Raw genomic sequence first — 25601 nt, forward strand, 5'->3', positions numbered from 1 at the left:
GGCGCGGTCACCGCCCGGCTGGGACGGGGACCATCTGGCTGGGATGCATCTGCGACGGGTGCTTGACGCCGCTGGTGGCCGGCGGGCGCGGCGCCCGCCGGGGCAGGCGGGACAGGTCGCTCAGCGCGCGGCGCAGGTACCGCTCCACCCCGCCCATCAGCCAGACGTCATCGCTGACCAGCAGCTTGGTCGGCAGCCCCCGGTAGTCCGCCCACAGCTCCATCCGGGGCGGGCGGCGCCGCGCGCTGACCACGGTGAGCAGGGCGAGCCCGCACAGCACGGCGACGGCACCGGCGAGCCCGGCGGGGCGCATCACCGGGGCGAACAGCCCCGTGAGCACGATCCCGCCGGCCAGCATCGCGGCGCAGCGCCGGGTGAGCGGGTCGTGGCCGCCCTGCCGGCTGTGCACGCCGCTCAGCCCGGCCAGCGCGAAGTGCTGGCTGCCGACCTGGAGGCAGGTGTCGGTGATCCGCAGTCCGGGCCGGAACGTCAGGATCGGTTTCTCTGGTGGCCGCTCCGCTGGCCGGATAGGGTTCATCGAGCTCTCCCAACGTCTCGTGATCGCCGGTCCGCCGCAAGCGGGCGCGGTGACCGGGCCCGCCTGACGGCGGGCCTGCAACGGTGTAGGCGGGGGTTGCGGTGGGCCGCTTGCCGGCATCCGGTGGCCGCCGGGTGCCGGTATCTCCCTTTTCCGCGTACGCCGACATGACGGTTTTCCGACGGTCGGGCCGCGTTGACCTCAGTGTGTGCCGGGCCGCTCCCGATGGGAAGCATGTCGACCTGCCACATGGCAGATTGGCACGTTCCCGGGTGACAGCCCTCGTTCAGCCTGCCTCCAGCCAGCCCTGAGGCGCATCACCCAAAGTGACGTAACTTTTCACCGCATAACAGGTTTAGATCGGGCACACAGGTCAGTTCGCACTTGGGCCTCGCGGCGGGCGCGGCTACCGTGGCCAGCACTGGGCCGGTTCCCAGCCGCTCACCCCCGAACGGCACCGGACCAGCGCCGCCGAGTCGCAAGTGCGCCCCCGATACCTCCTCGGGCGGGCGCCGCGAGCCGGGGACCCAGGTCTGTTTTGGGGTGAATCGGCAGTCACTGAAAGTGACTGCGGTAGGGCGCCCTTCGCCCGAACCCGTCAGCTAACCCGGTAGGCGGCTGCGGAGAAGGGCCGACAGCACCTTGCCATCGCATCACGGCAGGGGGTGGCGCATCGCCGTCCGCCTCCTGGCCCCCGCCGTCGCCCTCATCGGCGTGGCCGCGGCGGGCACCCCCGCCCATGCCCAACCGAGCGCGGCCGAGCTGCGCCAGCAGATCTCGACCAAGTCGGCGCAGCTGGAACGCGTCGTCGAGTCGTACAACAAGCTCGACAGCCAGCTCAAGACCAACCGCACCCGCGTCGCGCAGCTCGAACACGAGCTCGCCCCGCTCCAGGAACGCGCCGACAGCGCGCACCGCAACGTCGCGGCGCTGGCCGTCACGGCGTACCAGACGGGGCGCCTGGACACGTGGAACGCCCTGCTCGCCGGGGGCGGCCACGACGCGGTCCTGTCCCGGCTGACCACCATCGACCACCTCGCCACCGACCAGCAGGAGCAGGTCACCGCGGCGCACAGCGCGGCGGCCGACCAGTTCCAGGCCAAGAGCGAGCTGGAGCAGCAGGCCAAGGATCTGACCACGCGGGCGGCCGCGATCGCGGCCCAGCGGCGCGGCATCGAGGCCGAGCTGAAGAAGCTGGAGCAGCTGCGCCGCCAGGCGGGGCTGTCCGACGAGCGCGGATCCAGCTACACCGGCACGGTGCCCAGCGTCTCCGGCAGGGCCGGGGCCGCCGTGGCGTACGCGTACAAGGCGCTGGGCAAGCCGTACGTCTGGGCCGCCGACGGCCCCTCCGGCTACGACTGCTCCGGCCTGACCCTGGCCGCGTGGCGCTCCGCCGGGGTGAGCCTCTACCACCAGGCAGCGACCCAGTGGAACGAGACCACCCGCATCAAGCGCTCCCAGCTGGCCCCGGGAGACCTGGTCTTCTACTCGGGGCTGGGGCACGTGGCGCTGTACATCGGCAACGGCAAGGTGATCCACGCGCCGACGTTCGGCGAGGTCGTCAAGATCTCCAGCGTCGACATGATGACCCCCTACGGCTACGGCCGCGTCCGCACCTGACGGCAGCATGGCGAAAGGCCCCGCCCGGATGGGCGGGGCCTTTCTTTCGTCGTACGCGGGAAAGGGGTCAGACGGCCTGGAGGCCTTCGGCGCGGGCCAGCTCGCGCAGGCGGCCGAGCGCCTGGATCTCCAGCTGGCGGATGCGCTCGCGCGACAGCGAGAAGCGCGACGCCACCTCGGTCAGCGAGTGCTCCCGCCCGTCCTCAAGGCCGTAGCGGGCCCGCATGATGCCGGCCGAGCGGTCGTCGAGGTGGTTGAGCAGGCCCTCGATGCGCTGGCGCTCCAGCGCGGACAGCACGATCTCCTCGGGGCTGGGCGAGTCGCGGTCGGCGACGAGGTCGCCGAGGTTGGTGTCACCGTCGTCGCCCACCGGGGTGTCCAGCGAGACGGTGTCCTGCGACCAGCGGATCAGCTCGGTCACCCGCTCGACGGTCACGCCCAGCGCCGCGGCGATCTGCTGCGGCTCCGGCTCGCTGCCCAGCTCACGGGTGAGCTGGCGGGCGACGTTGCGCATCCGGTTGACGTCCTCGACCAGGTGGACGGGCAGCCGCACGGTCCGCTCCTGCTGGGCGATGGCACGGCTGATCGCCTGCCGGATCCACCAGGTGGCGTACGTGGAGAACTTGTAGCCCTTCACGTAGTCGAACTTCTCGACCGCGCGGACCAGGCCGGTGTTGCCCTCCTGGATCAGGTCGAGCATCGGCATGCCCGAGCGGACGTAGCGGCGGGCGATCGACACCACGAGACGCAGGTTCGCGCGGATGAACAGGTCCTTGGCCCGCTCGCCCTCGGCGACCAGCTTCTCCAGCTCCTCGCGCTTGAGGCCGCGCTTGAGCTTCTCCTCCTCCAGGAGGTGCTCGGCGTACAGGCCGGCCTCGATCGCCTTCGAGAGGTCGACCTCTGCCGCCGCGTCCAGCAGGGGCGTACGCGAGATCTCGTGCAGGTACACGCCGACGAGGTCGCGCTCCTCAGCCACCTGGTCGGTGCGCAGCATGGTCATGTTCTCCACGTCTCGGGTCCTCCCCCGTAATCGCCGCAGGGCCTGGCGGTGCTGACACCTTCACAACAGATGACGCCCGGAGATGATTCCGCGTTGCCCATCGAAAGTGTCACGAAAAGCTGTGAACTCCCTGATACAGGCATGTCGACCTGCTGAGTCCCGATTGAGATAGGTCCGCAATGCCCTATTTATGGGACCACAGCCCGGCCGCCGGCACAGCGACCTGCGTCACTGCGACGCTGTGACGTGCCTCGCCATCGCTTGGTGAGAGGTGGATACCCGCGCTAAGACGCTTTATCCCTCTTCCGGGATCCCTCGCCGGAGTCAGTGGGCGGAGTCAGTGGGCGGGGCGGAGCGTCGGCCAGGCGGCCGTCCAGATGGCGGCCGCGACGTCGTCGGGATGTCCGGCTCCGGACACCGGCACCGCATCAACCGTCATGTCCTTGTACGCGCTGTATGTGGCGTCCAGGTATGACATGTCCTCATGGTCGCTGGCCCGGCGCTCGATCCGGTCGTACGCCTGGGACGGGCCGACGTCGAGGAAGATCAGCCGGTCCGGGGCCGGGAAGACCGAGTACATCGCGCGGACGGCGCGCTCCAGCCGGGCGCCGCCGCCGTGCACCCGCAGGCTGACCAGCTGGCAAGGGGTGTAGCGGTCCATCACCGCGACCCGGCCGGTGATCCGCGCCACCAGCAGCGAGCGGGCGATGGCCAGCCAGCGCAGCAGCGACTCGACGAACAGCAGCCCGGGGCGGCCCAGCATCGTGGCCGCGTCGCGGCTGCCGAAGCGCTGCGCCACCCGGCCCAGGAAGCGGCGGCCGCCGGCGTTGCGGCCGTACCGAGCGGGCAGGCCGGCCGCGCACAGCGCCGCCGCCAGCCGGACCGCCTGGGTCGTCTTGCCCGACCCGTCGATTCCCACCAGCGCGATCACCCACGCCCCATGCCCTGCCACGCCCCGACGCTAACCACCCGCCGCCACCCGCCCACCCGTCCGGAGCGCCGTCGGGCGCCGTCGGGCGCTGCCGGGCGCCGTCGGGTCGGGGCAAACGTGCAGTTTCGGGGAAAGTGCTCGAAAGGCAGGCGCGATTCGTGCAGTTTCCCCGAAAGTGCACGAATCCCGACCGGCGGAGCGCGCGGCAAGCGCCAGCTTGGTGATCCACAGTGCAATTGCGCACACGCTGTGCGACCAGTGCAGGTCGGCCCATGGCGCAATGGTGACCCCCATCACCACGGAGGCGCCGACATGAGTGAAGTGCATCATTTCGCGTACGGCTATTTCAACCCGATCGCCGCGTTCGCGCTCGCGTTCCTGGGCTCCCTGCTGGGCCTGGTCTGCACCGCCCGCGCCCGGCACGCGCGCTCGGCCGGGCGGCGGGCCCGCTGGCTGATGCTGGCCTCGCTGGCCATCGGCGGCACCGGCATCTGGCTGATGCACTTCATGGCCATGATCGGCTTCGACGTGCCGGACAGCCCGGTGCGCTACGACCCGGTGATCACCTTCATCAGCCTGGCGCTGGCCGTGCTCACCGTCGGCGTGGGCCTGTTCATCGCCGCCCAGGGCGAGGTCTCGGCGGTCCGGATCGTCGCCGGGGGCGGGTTCACCGGCCTGGGCGTGGTCGCGATGCACTACACCGGCATGGCCGGGATGCGCGTGGCCGGGAGCATCTCGTACGACCCCGGCCTGGTCGGCGCGTCCGTGGCGATCGCCGTCGTCGCCGCGACGGTCGCGCTGTGGTTCGCCGTGGCCGTGCGCAGGCTGTCCTCCATCGCGGGCGCCGCCGGGGTGATGGCGGTGGCGGTGTGCGGCATGCACTACACCGCCATGGCCGCGGTCCGGGTCGAGCTCGGCGGCGACGGCCGCGTGCCCGGGATCAGCCCGTTCACGCTGATCGTGCCGATCGTGCTGCTGGCCGCGCTCGGCCTGGTCGGCACCCTGTTCAGCGCGCTTCAGGCGATGACCCAGGAGGAGTTCGAGGGCGAGCCCGCCCGCCCCCGCCACCGGATGCCGCTGGCCTCGGTCGTGCCCGCCCAGCGCGCCGCCGACCAGGCCGCGCTGCACCGCGCCGCCCGGGTCGGCCGCTGAGCCGCTCCCGGCCCGCCGGCCCCCCGTCATCCCCCCGTCATCCCCAGCTGTCATCCCCAGCCGTCGTTCACAAGCGTCGCTCACAGCCGTCGGCCACGGTCCGGAAAGGAGGCACAGCGGAGGTCGCGTTGATCGGATATAAACACCGGCATGGAGGCGACGACACCGGCATACCTGTTGACGATGCCATTGCACGCGATCACCGAGGTGCTCGGCGAGCAGGGCCTGCGGGACCGGTTCGCGCTGGAGATACACCGGCTGCCCGAGGACGACCAGGCGGTGCTGGCGGACGCGATGGAGCTGACGTCGCGGCTGCACGAGGGGCAGCGCCGGGTGCGCGAGCCGTACCTGAACCACGTGCTCCGGGTGGCGATCCGGATCATCTGCTACTACCACGTCACCGATCGGGACGTGCTGGTCGCGGCGCTGCTGCACGACGCGGTCGAGGACCAGCCGTGGCGGCTGGCCGGCGTGCCGGACCGGGAGGGCCCGGCGCCGCACGACGTCGCCCTGGCCGAGGTCGAGCGGCGCTACGGCGCCCGGGTGGCGCGGCTGGTCGACGCGGTCACCAACCCGGTCTACACGCCCGACCGCGACCACGACGAGCAGTACCGCGAGCACGTCGTCGAGGCGCTGGACGCCGAACCGTGGGCCCGGGTGATCAAGGTGTCCGACTTCACCGACAACGGCGTGGGCATCGTGCACACCACCGGCCCGAAGGTGATGCGGGCCGCGGTGAAGTACTCGCCGCTGGTGCCGCTGCTGCGCGAGCTGGTGGCCCGCCCGGACACGCCGCTGCCCGGCGAGGTCAAGACGCACATCTTCCGTCAGTTCGACCTCGCCGAGCAGCGCTTCCGGGCGATTCTCGGGGAGTGAGCTAGAAGTCCTCGTCCAGGCTCACGCTGCCGCCGACGGCCACCTGGTAGGCGGTGACCCGGCGCTCGAAGAAGTTGGCCAGCTCCTGCACGTCCTGCAGGGCCATGAACGGGAACGGGTTGCCCGAGCCGAACCGGGCGGGCAGCCCCAGCCGGGCCAGCCGCTGGTCGGCGACGTACTGGAGGTACTCCCGCATGTCGGCCAGCGTCATGCCCGGCAGCCCGGCCCCGCACAGGTCCTCGGCGAACGCGAGCTCCGCCTCGACCGCCTCCTCCATCATCTTCACGACCGCCTTGCCCAGCTGCTCGTCGAACAGCCCCGGCTCCTCGGCCCGGACCGTGTCGACGACGGCGAAGGCGAAGTCCATGTGCATCGACTCGTCGCGGAACACCCAGTTGGTGCCCGCGGCCAGCCCGTCGAGCAGGCCGCGCGAGCGCAGCCAGTACACGTACGCGAAGGCGCCGTAGAAGAACAGGCCCTCGATGCAGGCGGCGAAGCAGATCAGGTTGAGCAGGAACCGGCGCCGCTCGTCGGCGGTGGTCAGCTCCGGCAGGTCGAACACCGAGTCGATCCAGTCGAAGCAGAACCGCGCCTTGCGCGCGATGGACGGGATGTTCTCCACCGCGTCGAACGCCTCGGCCCGCGCCGCGTCGTCGGGCAGGTACGTGTCCAGCAGGGTCAGGTAGAACTGGACGTGCACCGCCTCCTCGAACAGCTGGCGGCTCAGGTAGAGCCGGGCCTCCGGGGCGTTGATGTGGCGGTACAGGTTCAGCACCAGGTTGTTGGCGACGATGGTGTCCCCGGTGGCGAAGAACGCGACCAGGCGGTTGACCAGGTGCCGCTCCCCCTCGGACAGCCCCGCCAGGTCGGGCAGGTCGCCCGACAGGTCGACCTCCTCGACGGTCCACGTGTTGCGGATGGCGGCGCGGTAGCGCTCGTAGAAGTCGGGGTAGCGCATCGGCCGCAGGGTCAGGTCCAGGCCCGGGTGCAGCAGCATCTTCGGTTCGGCGGTCACTGGCATGCCTCGCAGATCTCCGGGTTCTCCAGGTTGAACTCGATCAGCCCCGTGGCCGCCCGCAGCGGCTGCGCGGGCGCGACGGCGACCGGCGCCGGGCCGGCCGGGGCGGCCGGGGCGGCTGCCCGCGTGGTGGTCTTGGCGATCGAGGTCGCCGGGCGGGAGCGCAGGTAGTAGGTGGTCTTCAGGCCCTTGCGCCAGGCGTAGGCGTACATCGAGGAGAGCTTGCCGATCTGGGGCGCGGCCATGAACAGGTTCAGCGACTGCGACTGGTCGATGTACGGCGCGCGGGCGGCGGCCAGGTCGATCAGGGCGCGCTGCGGCAGCTCCCACGCGGTGCGGAAGCGGGAACGCAGCTCCGCCGGAATCTGGTCGATCTCGGCGATGGAGCCCTCGGCCGACAGGATGCGCTCACGCAGCGCCTCGGTCCACAGGCCCCGTGCCTTCAGCTCGTCCACCAGGTAGCGGTTGACCTGGAGGAACTCGCCGGACAGGGTCTCGCGCTTGAACACGTTGGCCACCGGCGGCTCGATGCACTCGGCGCAGCCGGCGATCGAGGCGATGGTGGCGGTCGGCGCGATCGCGATGAGCAGCGAGTTGCGCAGCCCGGTGCGGGCGATCTTCTCCCGCAGCGCCGCCCACTCGTGCGGGCGGGTGTGCTCGGCGTCGGCCCAGTGGTCGGGGTGCAGCACCCCGCGCGCGGCGCGGGTGTCGGCGTAGGTCGGGTGCGCGCCGAGCGACGCGGCCAGGTCGGCGCTGGTGTCGTACGCCGCGAGCGCGATCTCCTCGGCGATGCGGGTGGACAGGGCCAGCGCCTCGGGCGAGTCGAAGTCCAGACCGAGGGTGAAGAAGACGTCGGCCAGGCCCATCACGCCCAGCCCGATCGGCCGCCAGCGGCTGTTGGCCCCGGCCGCCTGCCCGGTCGGGTAGTAGGACAGGTCGATGGTGCGGTCGAGCACCCGCACCGCGACGGTGACCGTGTCGCGCAGCCCGGCCCAGTCGACCCCGGCCGGGCCGCAGTGGGCGGCCAGGTTGATCGAGCCGAGGTTGCACACCGCGGTCTCGTCGTCGCTGGTCACCTCAAGGATCTCGGTGCACAGGTTGGACAGGTGCACGGTGTTGCCGGGCACGGCGGTCTGGTTGCAGGTGCGGTTGGCGGCGTCCTTGAACGTCATCCAGCCGTTGCCGGTCTGGGCCAGGGTGCGCATCATCCGGCCGTACAGGTCGCGGGCGGGCAGCGTACGCACGGCCAGGCCGGCCGCCTCGGCCGCCCGGTAGGCGGCGTCGAACTCGTCGCCCCACAGGTCGACCAGCTGCGGCACGTCCTTGGGGTCGAACAGCGACCAGCTCGCGTCCGCCTCGACCCGGCGCATGAACTCGTCGGGCACCCAGTTGGCCAGGTGCAGGTTGTGGGTGCGGCGGCTCTCGTCGCCGGTGGAGTCGCGCAGCTGGAGGAAGTCGTCGAGGTCGGCGTGCCAGGTCTCCAGGTAGACGCAGGCCGCGCCCTTGCGGCGGCCGCCCTGGTTGACCGCGGCGACGCTGGCGTCCAGCGTGCGCAGCCACGGCACGATGCCGTTGGACAGGCCGTTGGTGCCGCGGATCAGCGAGCCCCGGGACCGGATCCGCGACCACGCCACCCCGATGCCCCCGGCGTACTTGGACAGCCGGGCGATCTGCGCGTAGCGCTCGTAGATCGACTCCAGCTCGTCGCGGGGCGAGTCGAGCAGGAAGCAGCTGCTCAGCTGGGGTCGGCGGGCCCCGGCGTTGAACAGCGTGGGCGAGCTGGGCAGGTAGGCCAGGCGGCTGAGGATGGCGTACAGCCGGGCGACCTCGGCGACGCTGCCGGGCAGGCGCAGCCCGGCGGTGCTCGCGGTGCCGACCTCGCCCATCAGGCCGCACGCCACGCGCAGCAGGAAGTGCTGCGGAGTCTCCAGCACGCGCCGGGTGACCGGGTGGCGCAGCAGGTAGCGGTCGTAGACGGTGCGCAGGCCGAAGTATTCGAAGCGGTCGTCGGCGGCCGGGTCGATCAGCGCCGCCAGCTCGCCGGAGTGGACCGACACGAACGCGGCGAGGTCGTCGGCGAGCAGGCCCGCCTCGTGCCCGGCGCGCACCGCGTCGGCGAAGTCACGTACGCCCTGGGTGGCGGCCTCCTCGGCGACGTGCACCGCGAGCAGGCGCGCGGCCAGCCTGCTGTACGCCGGTTCCCGCACCACCAGCGCCGCGGCGGTCTCGATGGCACGCAGCCGCAGGTCGGCCTCGGTGGCGCCCGGCCACACGCCCGCGACGACGGGGGCGAGCACCGTGCCGGGGTCGACGTCGGGCAGGCCCTCAGCCGCCGCGCCGAGCTGCTGTGCGAGTCTGTCCGCCGGTCCGGCGTCCCAGGTCGTGCCGGTCTGCATACCCGCGACGGGCGTTCCGGCCGTGATCGTGCTGGTCAACGCGTGCGCTACCCCTCATCGTGCGAGAGACGGCACGCCGGAGCGCGACGGCACCCCGTTCCGGGCGCGCGCGATCCACCGTGGACCGTCCCGCGCGGCCCGGTGTGTACGGCGCGCACGGGTCAGGTCCGCGCGCGCACGCTGGCAGGTCTTCGGACTCGTGGGCACGGCCGGTCGACACGGCTTCGCGGGCCGTGTTCGTCCGGCTGACCTAATCCGCCGCTTCCCGGGCCGGGTGGCCCAGTGCTGCTCCACGAGGTCGCGTCCTCGCGGGGCGGGTTCGTTCCCACTCACCGCTGCGGGGCAGTCCCGGAGTCGCACCGGGTTCCCTGTTGTCACGGCAGCCTCGCGGAGGCCCGGCATGGCCGGACCGCCGCGAGGATGGCTGCCGCGATGGCCCCACCCGACCCGGCCTGCGACGATCGCGCACTGCGCCCGTCACTGTGCCGGAGGGGTGGACCAGCGATGCCATCACACTACATCTAGTGGGTGGGCGGCGAAAGCGACCCCAGATGAAGCGCGGCGTGTCGTCGATGGACCGCAACCGGCGGTGTCTATACATGAACGCGGGAGCCGCGCTGGGCGGCCTGAGCGGCCGGTCAGCAGGCGCAGGCGGCACCGCTGGCCGGGGCGGTGAGCGGGTCGACGTCGTTGTGCCGCACGCCCAGCAGGGTCTGCGTCGGGAAGCCCTCGCGGACCCAGTACTCGTAGCCGCCGATCATCTCCTTGACCGGGTGGCCCAGGCGGGCGAAGGCGAGCGCGGCGCGGGTCGAGCCGTTGCACCCCGGTCCCCAGCAGTAGGTGACGACGACCTGGTCAGGGCCGATCAGCTCGGCGGCGCGGGCCGCGATCCGGGCGGTCGGCAGGTGCACCGCACCCGGGATGTGACCCTGCTCCCACGCCTCCAGCGATCGCGTGTCGACCACCGTGATCCCGGGCACCCCGGCCGCCAGGTCGGCGTGCACGTCGGAGACGTCGGTCTCGAAGGCGAGCTTCGCGGCGAAATGGGCGATAGCCAGCTCCGCGGTGGCCGGCGGGGTCGACAGGACGGCGGCGGTGGGCGACGTGGACAGGCTGGCGGACATCGCGTTTCTCCTGGTGGTCGGTGGTCCGGCTGGGCAAGACCATCCTGCGGGCGTACGCGGTGCGGAAGAAGTGGCGGCAACGCCGCCCTTCGCTAAGATCCCGCCATGCCCCTCGCCGCGCCCATCGCCGCGCCCATCGCCGCGCCCTCCGCCCCGCCCGTGGCCGTCCGGCTGGAGACCCGCCCGCGCCACCGCGTCGCCGTGCTGGCGTTCGCCGGGATGGCGCCGTTCGAGCTGGGCTGCGTGGTCGAGGTGTTCGGGCTGGACCGCCCCGAACTCGCCGCACCCTGGTACGACCTGGCCGTCTGCGCCGAGACGCCCGAGCCGCTGCCCGCCGTCGGCGGGTTCACCATCACCGCCGCGCACGGGCTGGACGTGCTGGCCGCCGCCGACACCGTGATCGTGCCCGGGGTCGCCGACGTCAGGGCGCCCGTGTCGGCCGCACTCGTCGCCGCGCTGCGGACGGCCGCGGACCGGGGCGCCCGAATCGTGTCGATCTGCTCGGGCGCGTTCGCGCTGGCCGCGGCCGGGCTGCTGGACGGGCGGGCCGCGACCACGCACTGGCGCTACGCGGCCCTGCTGCGCGAGCGCCACCCGCTGGTCGAGGTCACCCCCGACGTGCTGTACGTCGACAGCGGCCAGGTCGTCACCAGCGCGGGCAGCGCCGCCGGGCTGGACCTGTGCCTGCACCTGGTACGCCGCGACCACGGCGCGCAGACCGCCAACAGCGTGGCCCGGCGCCTGGTGCTGCCCCCGCACCGCGACGGCGGGCAGGCGCAGTTCATCAAGTCGCCGGTCCGCGAACTGCCCGGCGACGACGGCGTGGCCCAGGCGATGTCCTGGGCCCTGGCGCACCTGGACCAGCCGCTGTCGGTCGACGCGCTGGCCGCGCGGGCGCACATGTCACCGCGCACATTCCTGCGGCACTTCGCCCGGCAGACCGGCACCAGCCCGATCCGCTGGCTGATCGAGCAGCGGATCGCGGCGAGCCTGCCGCTGCTGGAGGCTGCGGACAGCCCGGTCGAGGCGGTGGCGGCGGCGGTGGGCTTCGACAGCCCGGTCACGTTCCGGCACCATTTCGGACGGTGCATGCGCACCTCGCCCTCGGCCTACCGGCGCACGTTCCGCGCCAGGTAGCTTTTGGTAAGCCCGGTGCCGCCCCCGTAAAACGGCACCGGACCCGCCTTCATCGACACGCGCTGAGGCCCCTCGATGGTTGCCGTCTTGCGCGAAATTCCAGCAGTTGGTAGAAAAGTTTCGCTGCGCGGGTTCATCCACTCATCCCTCACTGTGGAGTGAACCCATGTCCCCACTGTCCCGACGCGACATGTTCCGCGGCGCCGTGCTGCTCGGCACCGGTGCCGCCCTCGGCGGGCTCGAACTGAGCATCGCCGGACCGGCCGCCGCGGCCGTCGCCGCGCCGACCATCGCCGGTTGCGCCACCTGGGGCGCCCGCAACCCGTCCTCGACCCTGTCGCAGATCGCCACCGACGCCAACAAGATCATCATTCACCACACGGCGACGGCGAACTCCACCGACTACACGCAGGCCCACGCGTTCTCGCTGGCCAGGTCCATTCAGAACTACCACATGGACAGCAACGGCTGGTCCGACACCGGCCAGCATTTCACGGTCAGCCGGGGCGGCTTCATCACCGAGGGCCGCCACTACAGCCTGTCCCACCTGACCAGCGGCAACGGCATGGTCGTCGGCGCACACTGCCCCGGCCAGAACGACCAGGCCATCGGCATCGAGAACGAGGGCACGTACACCTCGGCCACCCCGCCCACCACCCAGTTCAACAAGCTCGTCGACCTCTGCGCCTACATCTGCGACCAGTACGGCATCGCGCCCACCAAGATCTACGGGCACCGCGACTTCGTCTCCACCAGCTGCCCCGGCGACGCCTTCTACGCCCAGCTGCCCGCGCTGCGCTCGGCCGTGGCCGCCAAGCTGTCCGGCGGCACCGCCTGGTCGGCCATCGTGGACAACAGCTCGGCCGGCTTCAGCGCCTCGACCGCGTGGGGCACGTCCACCTACTCCACCCAGCGCTACGGCGCCGACTACCGGTATGCCGCCCCGGTCGCCGCCAGCGACCCCGCGTACTACTCGGCCACCCTGCCCAGCGCCGGGAACTACAAGATCGAGACGTGGTACCCCGGCGACCCCGGCTACAACGCGGCCACCCCGTTCGTGGTGTTCAGCTCGGCCGGCAGCCAGACCGTGACGGTGAACCAGACCACCGGCGGCGGCGCGTGGCGCAGCCTCGGCACGTTCGCGTTCGCGGCCGGGGCGCAGCAGGTGGTGGGCGTGAGCCGGTGGACCTCCGGCACCCAGTACGTCATCGCCGACGCCGTCCGCATCACCAAGGCCTGACCCCGCCACCGCCTCCCCCATCCCCACTCCCCCCGCCGCCGCGCACGGTTTTCCATAGACGTTGGCCTATTACATCGACTGGACCGAGATCACCTTCGTCGTAATAGGCCAACGTCTATGACAAAACGGGGTGGCCCGGCCGGGGCGGGTCAGGAGAGGTCGACGGTGGCGCGCAGGCGGCGGGCCTCGGCCAGGTACGCGTCGGACAGGCCCTGGCGGCCGTCGCCGCGGTGCAGCTCGCCGAGGCGGTGCGCGGTCTTGGCCTGGGCGCGCCGGTCCCCGATCCGCTCGAAGATCTCCAGCGCGGTGGTGAGCCGCTCCACCGCCACCTCCGGCGCCTCCAGCCCGGCCAGGTCGGTCAGGCAGTACGCGGCGCAGTGGCTGTCGCCGAGCCCGGCGAACCGGTCCAGCGCCGCGGTCAGCGACTCCCGCGCCTCGGCCAGCTCCCCGCGGTGCAGCCGGGTCAGCCCCAGCTGACGGGTGAGCAGCGCGGTGCGGTGCTCGTCGCCGATCTCCTCGGCCACCTTCAGCCCGATCGTGAAGTGGTGCTGGGCCATGTCCAGCTCGCCCCGGGCCAGGCACACCATGCCCAGCGCCCCCTCGGCGTACGCCTCGCCGTGGCGCTGCCCCAGCTCCAGGTACGCCGCCAGCGACTGCTCGTAGCAGTCGTACGCCTCGGCGTACTCGTCGCGGATGCGGTGCACGGTGCCCAGGCCCGCCAGCGCCGCCGCCAGCCCGTGCTGGTTGCCCAGACGCGCGAACAGCAGGCGGGCGCGGCTGAACGCCTCGGCGGCGTGCGCGTAGTCGTCGCGATACAGGTGCAGCTGCCCGAGCCCGCGCAGGGTGACCGCCTCGCCCAGCGCGTTGCCCGCGGCCCGGCAGGCCGCCAGCGCGGCCCGGTGCGTCTGCTCCCACTCGGCGGTGTGCCCGCCCAGGTCGCACCAGGCGACCATGGCGTGTGCCAGCTCCCAGGCCAGGTCGTCCAGGCCCGTCGCGGCGGCCGCGGCGACGGCGCCCAGCAGCCCGTCGCGCTCGGCGGCGAACCACGCCACCGGGTCGCGGACCAGCTCGTCCGCGTCGGGCACCGTCCAGCGGGCCGCCACGGTCAGGCCCGGCCCGAACACCTGCGGCGGCAGCCCCGCCCCGGCCCGCTCGGCCAGCATCAGGTAGCCGCCGAGCACCCGGCTCAGCGCGGTCTCGATGCCCTCACCGGGCAGGTCCGGGGCGAGCAGCCCGACCAGCACCGGCAGGCCGTACCGGGGGCGGCCCAGCGCGTCGGCCCCGACCCCGCGCAGCAGGCGGCTCTGGTCCAGCGACTCGATCACCTCGGTCGCGTCCCGGCGGTCCAGCAGCGCGGCGGGCACCCAGGCCGGGACCGCGTTGGCGCCCAGCCGGGCCAGGCCGCGCAGCACCACCGCGGCGGCGCCGTCCAGCCGCAGCGTGTCGGGCCCGGTGCCGTGCTCGACCAGCAGCGTGCGGTGCAGCCGCCGCAGCGGTTCGCCGGGCTCGACGCCCAGCTCCGCGCTGAGCGTGCGGCGCGCCGTCGCGTACGCCGACAGCGCCTCGGCCCGGTGGCCGGCGTCGCGCAGCGCCGTCACCAGCAGCAGCCACGACTGCTCCCCGAGCGGATCCTCGGCGACGAGCTGCCGCAGCTCCTCCAGCGCCTCGCCGGGCCGGCCCGCGTCGATGCACAGCCGGGCCCGCTGCTGGCGGGCCGCCCGCCGCAGCTCCACCAGGCGGTTGACCTCACCGCTCCACAGCGGCGACGGGGGCAGGTTCTCCACCGGCTCGCCGCGCCACAGGCCGAGCGCCTGCTCGATCGCGGGGCGGTCGGTGGCGCGCGCGTACCGCTCGAAGGTCTGCGCGTCCAGCTCGTGCTCGGCCAGCTCCAGCCGGTAGCCGGGCGGCAGCCGCCGCAGCCGGTGCTCGCCGAGCAGCGCCCGCAGCGAGCTGACGTACGTCTGGACGTTGGCCAGGGCCGAGCGCGGGGCCTCCTGCGGCCACAGCACCTCGACCAGGTGGTCGACGGAGACGGTGCGGCCGTGGTGCAGCGCCAGGGTGGCCAGCAGCTGGCGCGGCTTCACCCCGTCCACGGGCACCGTCGCCCCACCCAGCCGCAGCTCCAGCGGACCCAGGATGCGTAATTCCAGCCGATCCATCGCCAACCACCCCAGGAGCCCTTGACCGAAGCGTCGATGATCGCTGCCAGTGAGCCTACGCGCGGCCGACTGTTCGGACCAGACTCGCGGGCTGAACGGCTGTAGTCGTTCTGGAGGCGGTCTGGAGCGCGGAGGGTGACGCTGTGCGCACCCCGCGCAGCACGCGACCCCCGGTATCCAACCCCGACCGTGAGGAGCTCTCTCCCGTGCACCGTAACCGCATCCGGCTGGCTGTTATGGTCCTGGCCGCGGCGGCGGCACTGGCCGTACCGGCCTCGCCCGCCATGGCCGCGCCGACGTTCAAGGTCCCCTTCCCCTGCAACCAGTCCTGGACCGGCCAGACCCGGTCCGACCACAGCCCGGCCAACGCCGTGGACTTCAACCGCACCGACGACCTGGGCGACCCGGTCGTGGCCAGCGCGCCCGGCACCGTCGACGTGGTGACCAACCTGGGCAACACCAGCTACGGCAAGTACGTGCGCATCAACCACGGCAGCGGATACACCACCTACTACGCGCACCTCAACGGGTTCAACGTGTCGGTGGGCCAGACCGTCAAGTACGGCACCGTCATCGGGTACCTCGGCACGACCGGCAACTCCACCGGCCCGCACCTGCACTACGAGCAGCGCCTCAACGGCAGCGACATCAAGGTGAAGTTCAACGGCGTGCAGGCGCTGTACTGGGGCAGCAAGACGTACAAGAGCGACAACGGCTGCTCCGGCGGCGCCGCCGACGGCACCGTCAACACCGCGGGCTCGCCGCTGACGGTCCGCTCCGGGCCGGGCACCGGCTACAGCTCGGTCGGCACCGTCGCCGACGGCGCCTCGATCGACATCTTCTGCCAGACCACCGGCACCACCGTGACCGGCACGTACGGCACCAGCAACATCTGGGACCGCATCGGCACCGGCCGCTTCGTCTCCGACGCCTACGTCTACACCGGCTACGACGGCTTCATCCCCGGCGTGCCGCGCTGCTAGCCCGCCCCTCCCACACCGCACCACCGCACCACCCAGCGCCACCCAGCGCCACCGCCTCCTCCGTTTCGTGCAGTTTCGGGGAAACTGCGCGAAAAGCGGGCGCGATGACAGCACTTTCCCCGAAACTGCAGCCGTCTCGTCGCGGGCGCACCCCGCGGCGAGACGGCTGTCACGTGTGCGCAGGTCAGGAGGGGGCGGTCGGTAGGATGCGGCGGGGCCAGGCGGGGAGGGTGCACGGATGACGGCGACGGCGGTGACGGCTGCCGCCGTACCCGGGGCGCTCGCCGGGGCGTACGCCCGCTGCCGCGATCTGCACCGCCGCCACGGCCGCAGCTACTACCTGGCCACCCGGCTGCTGCCGGCCTGGAAGCGCCCGCACGTGCACGCTCTCTACGGCTTCGCCCGCCACGCCGACGACATCGTCGACGACCTCGGCGACGGCACCGGCGACGGCACCGGTGGTGACCTCGCTGAAGGCACCGGGCCGATGTCCACCGCCGAGCGGGCCCGCCGCCTGCGCGACTTCGCCGACCGGTTCGACGCCGGGCTGCGCGGCGAACCCGTCGACGACCCGATCCTGCCCGCGGTGCTGCACACGGCCGCCGTGTTCGAGCTCGACCCGGCCGACTTCGCGGCGTTCTTCGACAGCATGGCGATGGATCTGACCATCGGGCGGTATGCCGACTACGCGGCGCTGCTGTCGTACATGGAGGGTTCGGCGGCGGTGATCGGGACGCTGATGCTGCCGGTGCTCGGCCCCGCCGACCCGGGTGCGGCCCGCGAGCCGGCCCGACAGCTGGGGCTGGCGTTCCAGCTCACCAACTTTCTGCGCGACGTCGCCGAGGACCTGGCTCGCGGCCGGATCTACCTGCCACAGGAGGATCTGGCCCGGTTCGGGGTGGGCGAGGCGGACCTCTGCGAGGCGGCGGCCCGGCGGCGGGCCGGTGCGCCCGTCAGGGCATTGATCGGGTACGGGGTCGAGCGCGCCCGCGCCCACTACGCCGCCGCCGCACCGGGCCTGGACCTGCTCCCCGGGGCGTCCCGCACCTGCGTGCGCGCCGCGTACGCCGTCTACGGCGCGATCCTCGACGAGATCGAGCGCGCCGACCACGACGTCTTCGTCCGCCGCGCCGTCGTCCCCGCCCACCGCCGCGCCACCCTCCTAGCCCGAACCCTCCTAGCCCGAACCCTCCTCCCCTGACCCACCCCACCCCGCCCGCCCCCACCCCCGGCACACCCGGCACACCCTGCGCAACCCCGCACTGCCCCGCACTCTGCGCACCCCGCGCCCCCCGCACTGCCCCCGCACCCGGCACACTCTGCGCACCCCCGCACTGCCCCCGCACCCGGCGCACTCTGCGCACCCCCGCACTGCCCCCGCACCCGGCGCACCCCGCACTGCCCGCGCCCCGCACTGCCCGCGCCCCGCGAACCCCGCACTGCCCGCGCACCCCGTGCATGCCCACGCCGCCTGCGCGCACCCGTTTTTGATAGACGTTGGCCTATTACATCGAAGATGATCTCCATTCAGTCGATGTAATAGGCCAACGTCTATTGGAAGCGCTGCGGGTTGCGGCCCAGCGGTCCGCGAGCAGCCGCTTCCCGCCCGCAGACGCCGATCTTCGGCGAAGATCGCTCGTTGCGGTCGAAACGTGGCCCCCGACCACAGCTTTTGACCGAAGACGCCGATCTTCCGATCGAGATCACCGGCACCCCTCAGGGGTCGGGGCTATCGCGGGGATCGGCGCCATCGCGGGGATCGAGGCCATCGCGGGGATCGGGGCTATCGCGCCGTGGGCGTCCTGGCTCCGCCCCGCGCTTGTCGGGGCGTCGAGAAGGGCACCTTCTTATGCGCAGAGCGATAAGAAGGTGCCCTTCCTTACTTCACAACTTCACAGCGGGGGTTACGGGGAGTAGACCTCCACCTCGAAGAGGCTGTAGCCCCAGGCGGTGGCGCGGGTGGTGCCGTTGATGCGGACGTACCGGCCGGAGCCGGACAGGCCGGTCAGGTCGTCGGTGCCGCCGTCGCCGCCGGTCACCGACTTGATCGTGGTCCAGGTGGTGCCGTCGTTGGACGTCTGCACCTGGTACGCCGAGCCGTACGCCGCCTCCCAGAACAGCCGTACCCGGCTGATCGGCATGGTCGAACCCAGGTCGATCTGGAGCCACTGCGGGTCGCTGAACGCGCTCGACCAGCGGCCGCCGGTGGTGGCGCCGTCGACCGCCGCGCTGCCGGGCGTGCCGGCGTTCTCGGCGCTGGACACCGTGACCGGCTTGTTCAGTGCCACGTTCGTCGAGGTGGGCGGGGTGGAGCCGCCGCCGTAGACCTCGAACGACCACAGTGAGTAGCCCCAGGCCGTGGCCCGGGTGGTGCCGTTGATCCGGACGTACCGGCCGGAGCCGGACAGGCCGGTGAGGTCGTCGACCCCGCCGTCACCGCCGGTCACCGACTTGATCGTGGTCCAGGTGGCGGCGTCGTTGGACGTCTGCACCTGGTACGCCGAACCGTACGCCGCCTCCCAGGTCAGCTTGACCTGGTTGATGGTCTTGGTCGAGCCCAGGTCCACGTAGATCCACTGGGGGTCGGCGAAGGCACTGGCCCAGCGGGTCGTGCCGGAGCCGTCGACCGCCGCCGAGGCGGGCGTGCCCGCGTTCTCGGTGCTGGAGGCGAAGGCGGGGCGGTTGCGGGCGAGGTCGCCGCCCGGGTCCGGCGGGGTGGTGCCGCCCGGCCCGAAGGTGAACTCGTCGATGTCGAACAGCGAGCCCGCGGCCCCCTTGAACACCAGGTAGAGCTGGCCCGAGGTGGTGGACGGGGTGATCGTGCCGTTGACGGTGACCCAGGTGGTCCAGCCGCCGGTCGGCGCGACCGTGACCGTGCCGGCCAGCGGGCCGGTGGCCGAGCCGGTGTGGAACTCGATGGTGCCGCCGACCCCGGCCGAGGCGACCCGGGCCGAGACCGTGGTGACCCCGGTCAGGTTGTACGGCGTGAACGAGATCCAGTCCCCGTTCTCGATGTATCCGACCGCCGCCCCGCCGTTGGCCCCGGCACCGGCGCTGAGCTGCACGCCCTGGCTGGCGCCGAAGTGCTCGGCCTGCCGCGTGCGCGGCTGGGCGACGTTGGTGGCGTGCGTGGTCAGCGCGGGCTGGCCGTTGGCGCCGTTGTCGGTGTACTCCGCGTCGAACACCCCGAAGATGTTGGCCGCGGTGTCGTGCTCACCGTCCTGCGTGGTCTGGATCGACCCCGTACACCCGTTCTTGCTGGTGATGGGGTGTCCGTGGGTGTCGTGGCCGAGGATGTAGCTGACCTTGACCCGGTTGCAGTCGATGGTCCCGTCCTCGGGATCGGTGACGGTCACCTGGTAGTTCACCAGGTCGCCGAAGCTGAACACCTGGCCGTTGGCGGGCAGGGTCAGCGTCACGGTCGGCGCGTTGTTGCCGACGGTGATGATGACGCTGGCGTTGCCGGTCTTGCCCGTGCCGTCCTTCACCGTCAGCGTCGCGGTGCGCTGGCCGTTGGTGGTGTACGTGAAACTCGGGTTGGCCGCGGTCGAGTCCACCGTGCCGTTGGTGTCGAAGTCCCAGGCGTAGGTGAACGGATCGCCGTCGGGGTCGTAGGTGCCCGCCGAGGAGAAGTTGACCGTCAGCGGGGCGCTGCCGGAGGTCCGGCTCGGCGTCGCCACGGCCACCGGCGGGCGGCCCAGGCGCGCGTACTCGATGCGGTAGAGCGCCGAGTTGGCGTCGCCGCCGAACCAGCCGGTGCCGTAGTCCAGCACGTAGAGCGCGCCGTCGGGGCCGAACTCCATGTCCATGACCTGGGTGCCGGTCCACGGGAACGGGTTGATCTTCAGGTACTTGCCGTCGGCGCCGATCACGAAGTTCTTGATCCAGCGAGCGCCGAACTCACCGTGGAAGTAGGTGCCGTTGTAGTACGCCGGGAACGCCACCGGGGAGGTGTTGTTCGGGTCGTACCGGTAGACCGGCCCGCCCATCGGCGCCATGCCGCCGCCGCCCATGTCGGCCGGGCTGCCGCCGTTGTACGGCACCCAGGCCGGGGTCAGCGGGGGCAGCGTGGTGAGGCCGGTGTTGTTGGGCGAGTTGTTGGTCGGCCCGCCCGCGCAGTTGTACTTGCCCAGCGACGGCCCGTTCGGGAACACCCACTCGTTGTACGCGTCACCGAAGCTGGAGCAGTACGGCCAGCCGTAGAACCCCGGACCGGTGATCCGGGAGATCTCCACCTGCGCGGCCGGGCCCCGGTTCGGGTCGGCCGTGCCCGCGTCCGGCCCGTAGTCGCCGAGGTAGACGATGCCGGTGCCCTTGTCCACGCTCATCCGGAACGGGTTGCGGAAGCCCATCGCGTAGACCTCGGGACGGGTCTTCGCGGTGCCCGGCGCGAACATGTTGCCGGCCGGGATGGTGTAGCCGCCCGCGGCGCTCGGCTTGATGCGCAGCACCTTGCCGCGCAGGTCGTTGCTGTTGGCCGCGGTCCGCTGCGCGTCGTAGGCCGGGTTGCGGTCCGGCCGCTCGTCCAGCGGCGCGAAGCCCGCCGAGTCGAACGGGTTCGAGTCGTCACCGGTGGACAGGTACAGGTTGCCCGCGGCGTCGAAGTCCATGTCGCCGCCGACGTGGCAGCACAGGCCCCGGCTGGTCGGCACGTCCAGCACGGTCACCTGCGAGGCCGGATCGATCGTGTAGTCGGCCCGGACCGTGAACCGGGCCAGCCGGTTCACCCCGTTCCACGGTGCGAAGTCGGCCGCGGTGCCGGTCGAGGGCGCGTCACCGGCCGGGGTGGACAGCGGCGGGGCGTAGTAGACGTACACCCAGCGGTTGGTGGCGAAGGCGGGGTCTGCCTTGATGCTCTGCATCCCCTCCTCGTCGTGGCTGTACACCGGCAGCGTCAGCGCGACCTTGGTGTTGCCGTCGACGTCGGTGTAGCGGACCACGCCCTCGCGCGAGGTGTGCAGCACACCCCGGTTGGGCAGCACGGTCAGGCCCATCGGCTCGCCGGTCTCGGCCGCGCCCTTGGCCAGGGTCACCTGCGAGAAGTTGCTGCTGACGGTGGCGCCGCAGTCGGCGGTCACCGCCCCGGCCGCGGTGCGGATGCCGCCGAGCAGGTGCGCCCGGAAGTTCGCCTCGCTGTAGCTCTCGATGGTGTGGCCGCCGCCGGTGTACCAGGCCCGGCCGCCGTCGTAGTTCTGGCACCAGGCGATCGGGTGGTCGATGCCCATCGAGCCGCCCGCGTAGGTGGTCTCGTCGAGGGTCGCCAGCACGTGCGCCTTGCCCCGCACGTTGGTCTGGTACGAGTACCACTCGTCGAACCGGTTCCACTTCTCCGGCAGGCTCACCGTCGACGGGTGGACGTGGTCGGCCACCTTCACGGTGGCGTTGGCCGGGGCGGGGTGGTTGCTGAAATACGCGCCGACCAGGTTGCCGTACCAGGGCCAGGTGTACTCGGTGTCGGACGCGGCGTGCACGCCGACGTAGCCGCCACCGGCCCGGATGTAGCGCTCGAACGCCGCCTGCTGCGTGGCGTCGAGCACGTCACCGGTGGTGGACAGCCAGATCACGGCCTTGAACCGGGCCAGGTTCGCGTCGTTGAACTGGGCCGCGTCCTCGGTCGCCTCGACGGCGAAGTTGTTCGCGGTGCCGAGCTGCTGGATCGCCGTGATGCCGGCGGGGATGGAGTCGTGCCGGAACCCGGCGGTCTTGGAGAAGATCAGGACGGTGAAGTCGGGTGCCGCGCTGGCCGGAGTGGCCGAGTACGCGGTGCCCGCCACCACCAGTGCGGCGGTCGCGAGGACGCTGAGGAGCCGGCGCCATCCCGGAGGACGGTAGGTGAGCATGGACAGGGTCCTTCCCGTGGGAGAGGAAAGGGCGTGCGCCGATGCACGTCCCCATGTCACAGCCCCCGCCGCGGAACGCGGCGGGGGTGTTGCTCACGCGCTCGCCGGCGCGCGTGAGAGTCAGTGGAGCCCGCCGCGTCTCATTCGGAGCTGAAAGCCGCGTCGAAGGAGGCGGTGGGCGGATCGAAGAGCAGATTGCGTACGAAGCCGAGCGCCTGCGGCGCCCCGACGAGCCGGTCCATGCCGGCGTCCTCCCATTCGATCGAGATGGGGCCGTCGTAGCCGATCGAGTTCAGCGCGCGGAAGCAGTCCTCCCACGGCACGTCGCCGTGGCCGGTGGAGACGAAGTCCCAGCCCCGGCGCAGGTCGGCCCAGGGCAGGTGCGAGGACAGGATGCCGCGGCGGCCGTCGCCCATGCGCACCTTGGTGTCCTTGCAGTCCACGTGGTAGATCCGGTCGGCGAAGTCGAGGATGAACCCGACCGGGTCGCAGCCCTGCCACACCATGTGCGAGGGGTCCCAGTTCAGCCCGAACGCGGGACGGTGGCCGATGGCCTCCAGGGTGCGCTTGGTGGTGTGGTAGTCGTAGGCGATCTCGCTGGGGTGCACCTCGTGCGCGAAGCGCACGCCGACGGAGTCGTACACGTCGAGGATGGGGTTCCAGCGGTCGGCGAACTCCGCGTAGCCCGCGTCCACCATGGACGCCGGGACCGGAGGGAACATCGCCACGTAGTGCCAGATCGGGGAACCGGTGAAGCCCACCACCGTGTTCACGCCGAGCTTGGCCGCGGCGCGGGCCGTGTCGGCCATCTCCTGGGCGGCGCGCTGCCGGACGCCCTCCGGCGAGCCGTCGCCCCAGATCCGCGCGGGCAGGATGCCCTTGTGCCGCTCGTCGATCGGGTTGTCGCAGACCGCCTGGCCCGCGAGGTGGTTGGAGATCGCGTAGACGCTCAGGCCGTACTTGTCGAGCTGGTCGCGCTTGCGCTGGACGTAGGTCTCGTCGGACAGGGCCTTGTCGACCTCGAAGTGGTCGCCCCAGCAGGCGATCTCCAGTCCGTCGTAACCCCACTCCGACGCCAGTCGGCAGACCTCCTCGAACGGCAGGTCCGCCCACTGGCCGGTGAACAGGGTGATGGGTCGTGGCATCGGTCGTGCTCCGTTTCCCGGGACGAAGGGGGGTGCGTTGACGTGCTACGTAGATGGGGTGACGGGACCCGGCCGGTCGGCGTCCGGCCGGGCCCCGCCACGTCTATGCGCCGAGCGGTTCCACCGGGGTCCAGGAGGAACCCGCGTCGGCGGAGCGCTGCACCGCGTCCAGCACCAGCTGCACGCCCAGCGCGTCGGTGAACGACGGGGCCGGGTCGGTGCCGTCGGCGATGGCCTGGACGAAGTCGCGCATCTGGTGGGTGAAGCTGTGCTCGTACCCGATGATGTGGCCGGGCGGCCACCACGCCGACAGGTACGGGTGCTCCGGTTCGGTGACCAGGATGCGGTTGAAACCCTGCTCGGCCGCGGGCCGGTCGCCGTCGTAGAACTCCAGCTCGTTGAGCCGTTCCAGGTCGAACACCAGCGACCCCCGCGAGCCGTTGATCTCGACCCGCAGCGCGTTCTTGCGCCCGGTCGCGAAGCGGCTCGCCTCGTACGTCGCGATGGCCCCGCCCGACAGCCGCGCGGTGAAGATCGCGGCGTCGTCGACGGTCACCTTCCCGAGCGCGCCGCCGGTCGAGGTGCCGGCCAGCCCGCTGGCCTCTCCCGGCAGCGGCCGCTCGGTGATGAAGGTCTCGGTCACCGCACTGACCCCGGTGACCTGCTGACCCGTGACGAACTGGGTGAGGTCGATGATGTGCGCACCGATGTCGCCCAGCGCACCCGACCCGGCCCGCTCCCGCTGCAACCGCCACACCAGCGGGAACTGCGGATCGATGATCCAGTCCTGAAGGTAGGCGGCGCGTACGTGCCGGATCGTGCCGAGCCGTCCGGCCTCGACCATCTGCCGCATCAGCGTGACCGCCGGAACCCGGCGGTAGTTGAACCCGCAGATGGTGCGTACGCCCTGCGCCCGCGCCGCTTCCGCGGCCGCGACCATCGCCCGCGCCTCGGCCACCGTGTTGGCGAGAGGCTTCTCGCACAGCACGTGCTTACCGGCGGCGAGGGCGGCGATCGCGATCTCGGCGTGGCTGTCGCCCGGGGTGCAGACGTCGATCACGTCGATGTCGTCCCGCGCGATCAGCTCGCGCCAGTCGGTGACGTGCTCGTCCCAGCCCAGGCGGGCGGCGGCTTCGGCGACCTTCTCCTGGTCGCGGCCGCACACCGCCGCCATCCGGACCCGCAGCGGCAGGTCGAAGACGCGGTTCACGGTGCGCCACGCCTGTGAGTGCGCGGCGCCCATGAAGGCGTAACCGACCATGCCGATCCGCAGTTCTCTGTCTGAAGTGGACACGGGGTGGGGCTCCTTCTCCGTTCAGTGACCGAGCGTCGATCAGAAGCCGAGCTTGAGGTACGAGCTCGCGTTCTCCTTGGTGATCGTCTCCGAGGCAAGGATGATCTCCTTCGGCACCGCGAGCTCGACCAGGTCGGCCATGCCGCGGCCCTGGCCCAGCAGGCGGGCCAGCGAGATCGCCGACGACGCCATGGACGGGCTGTAGGTGACCGTCGCCTTGAGCACGGTGTTGTCGGCGGCGATGTCCTGGATCGCCTTCAGCGAGCCGGCGCCGCCGACCATGAAGAACTCGCTGCGGTTGGCCGCCTTGGTCGCGGCCAGCACACCGATGCCCTGGTCGTCGTCGTGGTTCCAGATCGCGTCGATCTTCGGCAGCGCCTGCAGCATGTTCGCCGCCTCGGCCTGGCCGGAGTCGGCGGTGAACCGGGCCGCGCGCCGGTTGGCGACGGTGAAGCCGTAGGTCTTCAGCGCCGCCGCGAAGCCGTGGCTGCGCTCCTGGGTCAGCTCCAGCTCGTCCATGCCGGCGATCTCGCCGATGATGGGGCTGGCCACGCCCTTGGCCTTGAGCGCCTTGCCGATGTAGTGGCCGGCGGCGACGCCCATGCCGTAGTTGTCGCCCTTGATCTGGAGCCGGTACGCCAGCGCGTCCGGGAAGGCGCGGTCCAGGTTGACGACCGGGATGCCCGCCTCCATGGCCTTGAGACCGAACGCGTTGAGCTCCTTGCCGTCGTGCGGCAGCAGCACGATCACGTCGGGCTTCTCGGCGATCAGGGTGTCGAGCGCGGCGCGCTGGGCGGCCGCGTCCTTACCCGCCTCGACCTGCTTGAACGTCACGTCCGAGTACGCCTTGGCCTGCGCCTTGGCGTTGTTGGTGATCGCGGCGATCCAGCCGTGGTCGGCGGCCGGGGCGGAGAAACCGATGGTCACGGCCTTGCCGGCGGCGGCGTTGGGGTTGGCGGTGTCGGCGCCCTTGGTCTGCGCCGCCGAGGGCGGGGCCTCGTTGCTGGTGCAGGCCGCGAGAAGGGCACCGGCGCCGACCGCGCCCGCGCCGAGGAACAGGCGGCGGCGGGACACGTCGGGATTCTGCTTGGTCATTTACGACCTCCTGGTCGTCACGAGGGTGTGTTCGGTCAAGCGGCTGTCGCACG

Annotated in this window: 18 protein-coding genes and 2 riboswitches; of the genes, 7 read left to right on the forward strand and 11 right to left on the reverse strand. The window is 71.9% G+C overall.

Annotated features, from left to right (window positions below; genetic code table 11):
• Positions 1–7: 7 nt before the first annotated feature.
• Positions 8–538, reverse strand: coding sequence for a DUF6232 family protein (locus tag Cs7R123_RS14175; protein WP_212826767.1), 531 nt, complete (start codon positions 536–538; stop codon positions 8–10).
• A gap of 459 nt (positions 539–997) precedes the next feature.
• A riboswitch (cyclic di-AMP (ydaO/yuaA leader) is annotated at positions 998–1171 on the forward strand.
• 9 nt (positions 1172–1180) lie between these two features.
• Between Cs7R123_RS14175 and Cs7R123_RS14180 the strand changes: the two genes are divergently transcribed.
• Positions 1181–2158 carry a C40 family peptidase gene (locus Cs7R123_RS14180; protein WP_244871823.1) on the forward strand — a complete coding sequence of 326 codons (978 nt, stop codon included), beginning with the start codon at positions 1181–1183 and terminating at the stop codon, positions 2156–2158.
• 67 nt (positions 2159–2225) lie between these two features.
• On the opposite strand, the gene Cs7R123_RS14185 is transcribed toward Cs7R123_RS14180, so the two are convergent.
• Both Cs7R123_RS14185 and Cs7R123_RS14190 read right to left on the reverse strand, forming a co-directional pair.
• Positions 2226–3158: an RNA polymerase sigma factor RpoD/SigA gene (locus Cs7R123_RS14185; RefSeq protein WP_212829165.1), complete on the reverse strand. Its 933-nt coding sequence runs from the start codon at positions 3156–3158 to the stop codon at positions 2226–2228.
• Between the two features lie 337 nt (positions 3159–3495).
• Positions 3496–4110, reverse strand: coding sequence for a thymidylate kinase (locus Cs7R123_RS14190; protein WP_244871824.1), 615 nt, complete (start codon positions 4108–4110; stop codon positions 3496–3498).
• Positions 4111–4401: 291 nt separating this feature from the next.
• Here Cs7R123_RS14190 and Cs7R123_RS14195 point away from each other — a divergent pair, with 291 nt between their 5' ends.
• Both Cs7R123_RS14195 and Cs7R123_RS14200 read left to right on the forward strand, forming a co-directional pair.
• Positions 4402–5241: an MHYT domain-containing protein gene (locus Cs7R123_RS14195; RefSeq protein WP_212826769.1), complete on the forward strand. Its 840-nt coding sequence runs from the start codon at positions 4402–4404 to the stop codon at positions 5239–5241.
• A 150-nt stretch (positions 5242–5391) separates the two neighbouring features.
• Positions 5392–6117, forward strand: a complete 726-nt coding sequence (locus tag Cs7R123_RS14200) for an HD domain-containing protein (RefSeq protein ID WP_244871825.1) — start codon at positions 5392–5394, stop codon at positions 6115–6117.
• A 1-nt stretch (position 6118) separates the two neighbouring features.
• Here the strand turns inward: Cs7R123_RS14200 and Cs7R123_RS14205 are convergent, their stop codons facing one another.
• The 3 genes from Cs7R123_RS14205 to Cs7R123_RS14215 all read right to left on the reverse strand — a co-directional run bounded on the left by Cs7R123_RS14205 (position 6119) and on the right by Cs7R123_RS14215 (position 10655).
• Positions 6119–7138 (reverse strand): ribonucleotide-diphosphate reductase subunit beta, encoded by a 1020-nt coding sequence (locus Cs7R123_RS14205; protein ID WP_212826771.1) that lies wholly within the window; start codon positions 7136–7138, stop codon positions 6119–6121.
• Positions 7129–9531, reverse strand: a complete 2403-nt coding sequence (locus tag Cs7R123_RS14210) for a ribonucleoside-diphosphate reductase subunit alpha (protein ID WP_212829168.1) — start codon at positions 9529–9531, stop codon at positions 7129–7131. Before Cs7R123_RS14210 ends, Cs7R123_RS14205 begins: the two co-directional genes overlap by 10 nt.
• 185 nt (positions 9532–9716) lie before the next feature.
• A riboswitch (cobalamin riboswitch) is annotated at positions 9717–9904 on the reverse strand.
• 265 nt (positions 9905–10169) lie between these two features.
• On the reverse strand, positions 10170–10655 hold the full coding sequence (locus Cs7R123_RS14215) for a rhodanese-like domain-containing protein (RefSeq protein ID WP_212826773.1): 486 nt from the start codon (positions 10653–10655) through the stop codon (positions 10170–10172).
• 105 nt (positions 10656–10760) lie between these two features.
• Here Cs7R123_RS14215 and ftrA point away from each other — a divergent pair, with 105 nt between their 5' ends.
• Together ftrA and Cs7R123_RS14225 are read left to right on the forward strand one after the other, a co-directional pair.
• The gene (ftrA, locus tag Cs7R123_RS14220) at positions 10761–11792 is read left to right on the forward strand and encodes a transcriptional regulator FtrA (RefSeq protein WP_212826775.1); all 1032 of its coding nucleotides are present in this window, start codon (positions 10761–10763) and stop codon (positions 11790–11792) included.
• 166 nt (positions 11793–11958) lie between these two features.
• Positions 11959–13032, forward strand: a complete 1074-nt coding sequence (locus tag Cs7R123_RS14225) for an N-acetylmuramoyl-L-alanine amidase (protein WP_212826777.1) — start codon at positions 11959–11961, stop codon at positions 13030–13032.
• Between the two features lie 149 nt (positions 13033–13181).
• On the opposite strand, the gene Cs7R123_RS14230 is transcribed toward Cs7R123_RS14225, so the two are convergent.
• Entirely contained in the window at positions 13182–15191 is a 2010-nt protein-coding gene (locus Cs7R123_RS14230; protein ID WP_212826780.1) for a BTAD domain-containing putative transcriptional regulator, read from the reverse strand.
• Between the two features lie 236 nt (positions 15192–15427).
• Between Cs7R123_RS14230 and Cs7R123_RS14235 the strand changes: the two genes are divergently transcribed.
• Together Cs7R123_RS14235 and Cs7R123_RS14240 are read left to right on the forward strand one after the other, a co-directional pair.
• Positions 15428–16174 (forward strand): M23 family metallopeptidase, encoded by a 747-nt coding sequence (locus Cs7R123_RS14235; RefSeq protein ID WP_212826782.1) that lies wholly within the window; start codon positions 15428–15430, stop codon positions 16172–16174.
• 238 nt (positions 16175–16412) lie between these two features.
• The gene (locus Cs7R123_RS14240; protein WP_212826784.1) at positions 16413–17375 is read left to right on the forward strand and encodes a phytoene/squalene synthase family protein; all 963 of its coding nucleotides are present in this window, start codon (positions 16413–16415) and stop codon (positions 17373–17375) included.
• A 703-nt stretch (positions 17376–18078) separates the two neighbouring features.
• Here Cs7R123_RS14240 and Cs7R123_RS14245 read toward each other — a convergent pair.
• The 4 genes from Cs7R123_RS14245 to Cs7R123_RS14260 form a co-directional block, all read right to left on the reverse strand.
• The gene (locus tag Cs7R123_RS14245; RefSeq protein ID WP_212826786.1) at positions 18079–22014 is read right to left on the reverse strand and encodes a ThuA domain-containing protein; all 3936 of its coding nucleotides are present in this window, start codon (positions 22012–22014) and stop codon (positions 18079–18081) included.
• Between the two features lie 140 nt (positions 22015–22154).
• Positions 22155–23159, reverse strand: a complete 1005-nt coding sequence (locus Cs7R123_RS14250; protein WP_212826788.1) for a sugar phosphate isomerase/epimerase — start codon at positions 23157–23159, stop codon at positions 22155–22157.
• Between the two features lie 103 nt (positions 23160–23262).
• A complete protein-coding gene (locus tag Cs7R123_RS14255) occupies positions 23263–24453 on the reverse strand; it encodes a Gfo/Idh/MocA family protein (protein ID WP_212826790.1) in 1191 nt (396 codons plus the stop codon).
• Positions 24454–24492: 39 nt separating this feature from the next.
• Positions 24493–25548 carry a substrate-binding domain-containing protein gene (locus Cs7R123_RS14260; RefSeq protein WP_212826792.1) on the reverse strand — a complete coding sequence of 352 codons (1056 nt, stop codon included), beginning with the start codon at positions 25546–25548 and terminating at the stop codon, positions 24493–24495.
• Between the last annotated feature and the right edge of the window lie 53 nt (positions 25549–25601).

Source organism: Catellatospora sp. TT07R-123, from assembly GCF_018327705.1.
Lineage (GTDB): Bacteria > Actinomycetota > Actinomycetes > Mycobacteriales > Micromonosporaceae > Catellatospora.

What these genes read in the sequence shown, in the direction of transcription:
- Cs7R123_RS14175 (WP_212826767.1), bottom strand. Translation starts at nt 538, where the DNA reads ATGAACCCTATCCGGCCAGCGGAGCGGCCACCAGAGAAACCGATCCTG.
- Cs7R123_RS14185 (WP_212829165.1), bottom strand. Translation starts at nt 3,158, where the DNA reads ATGACCATGCTGCGCACCGACCAGGTGGCTGAGGAGCGCGACCTCGTC.
- Cs7R123_RS14195 (WP_212826769.1), top strand. Translation starts at nt 4,402, where the DNA reads ATGAGTGAAGTGCATCATTTCGCGTACGGCTATTTCAACCCGATCGCC.
- Cs7R123_RS14200 (WP_244871825.1), top strand. Translation starts at nt 5,392, where the DNA reads ATGGAGGCGACGACACCGGCATACCTGTTGACGATGCCATTGCACGCG.
- Cs7R123_RS14205 (WP_212826771.1), bottom strand. Translation starts at nt 7,138, where the DNA reads ATGCCAGTGACCGCCGAACCGAAGATGCTGCTGCACCCGGGCCTGGAC.
- Cs7R123_RS14210 (WP_212829168.1), bottom strand. Translation starts at nt 9,531, where the DNA reads ATGCAGACCGGCACGACCTGGGACGCCGGACCGGCGGACAGACTCGCA.
- Cs7R123_RS14215 (WP_212826773.1), bottom strand. Translation starts at nt 10,655, where the DNA reads ATGTCCGCCAGCCTGTCCACGTCGCCCACCGCCGCCGTCCTGTCGACC.
- ftrA (WP_212826775.1), top strand. Translation starts at nt 10,761, where the DNA reads ATGCCCCTCGCCGCGCCCATCGCCGCGCCCATCGCCGCGCCCTCCGCC.
- Cs7R123_RS14225 (WP_212826777.1), top strand. Translation starts at nt 11,959, where the DNA reads ATGTCCCCACTGTCCCGACGCGACATGTTCCGCGGCGCCGTGCTGCTC.
- Cs7R123_RS14230 (WP_212826780.1), bottom strand. Translation starts at nt 15,191, where the DNA reads ATGGATCGGCTGGAATTACGCATCCTGGGTCCGCTGGAGCTGCGGCTG.
- Cs7R123_RS14235 (WP_212826782.1), top strand. Translation starts at nt 15,428, where the DNA reads ATGGTCCTGGCCGCGGCGGCGGCACTGGCCGTACCGGCCTCGCCCGCC.
- Cs7R123_RS14240 (WP_212826784.1), top strand. Translation starts at nt 16,413, where the DNA reads ATGACGGCGACGGCGGTGACGGCTGCCGCCGTACCCGGGGCGCTCGCC.
- Cs7R123_RS14245 (WP_212826786.1), bottom strand. Translation starts at nt 22,014, where the DNA reads ATGCTCACCTACCGTCCTCCGGGATGGCGCCGGCTCCTCAGCGTCCTC.
- Cs7R123_RS14250 (WP_212826788.1), bottom strand. Translation starts at nt 23,159, where the DNA reads ATGCCACGACCCATCACCCTGTTCACCGGCCAGTGGGCGGACCTGCCG.
- Cs7R123_RS14260 (WP_212826792.1), bottom strand. Translation starts at nt 25,548, where the DNA reads ATGACCAAGCAGAATCCCGACGTGTCCCGCCGCCGCCTGTTCCTCGGC.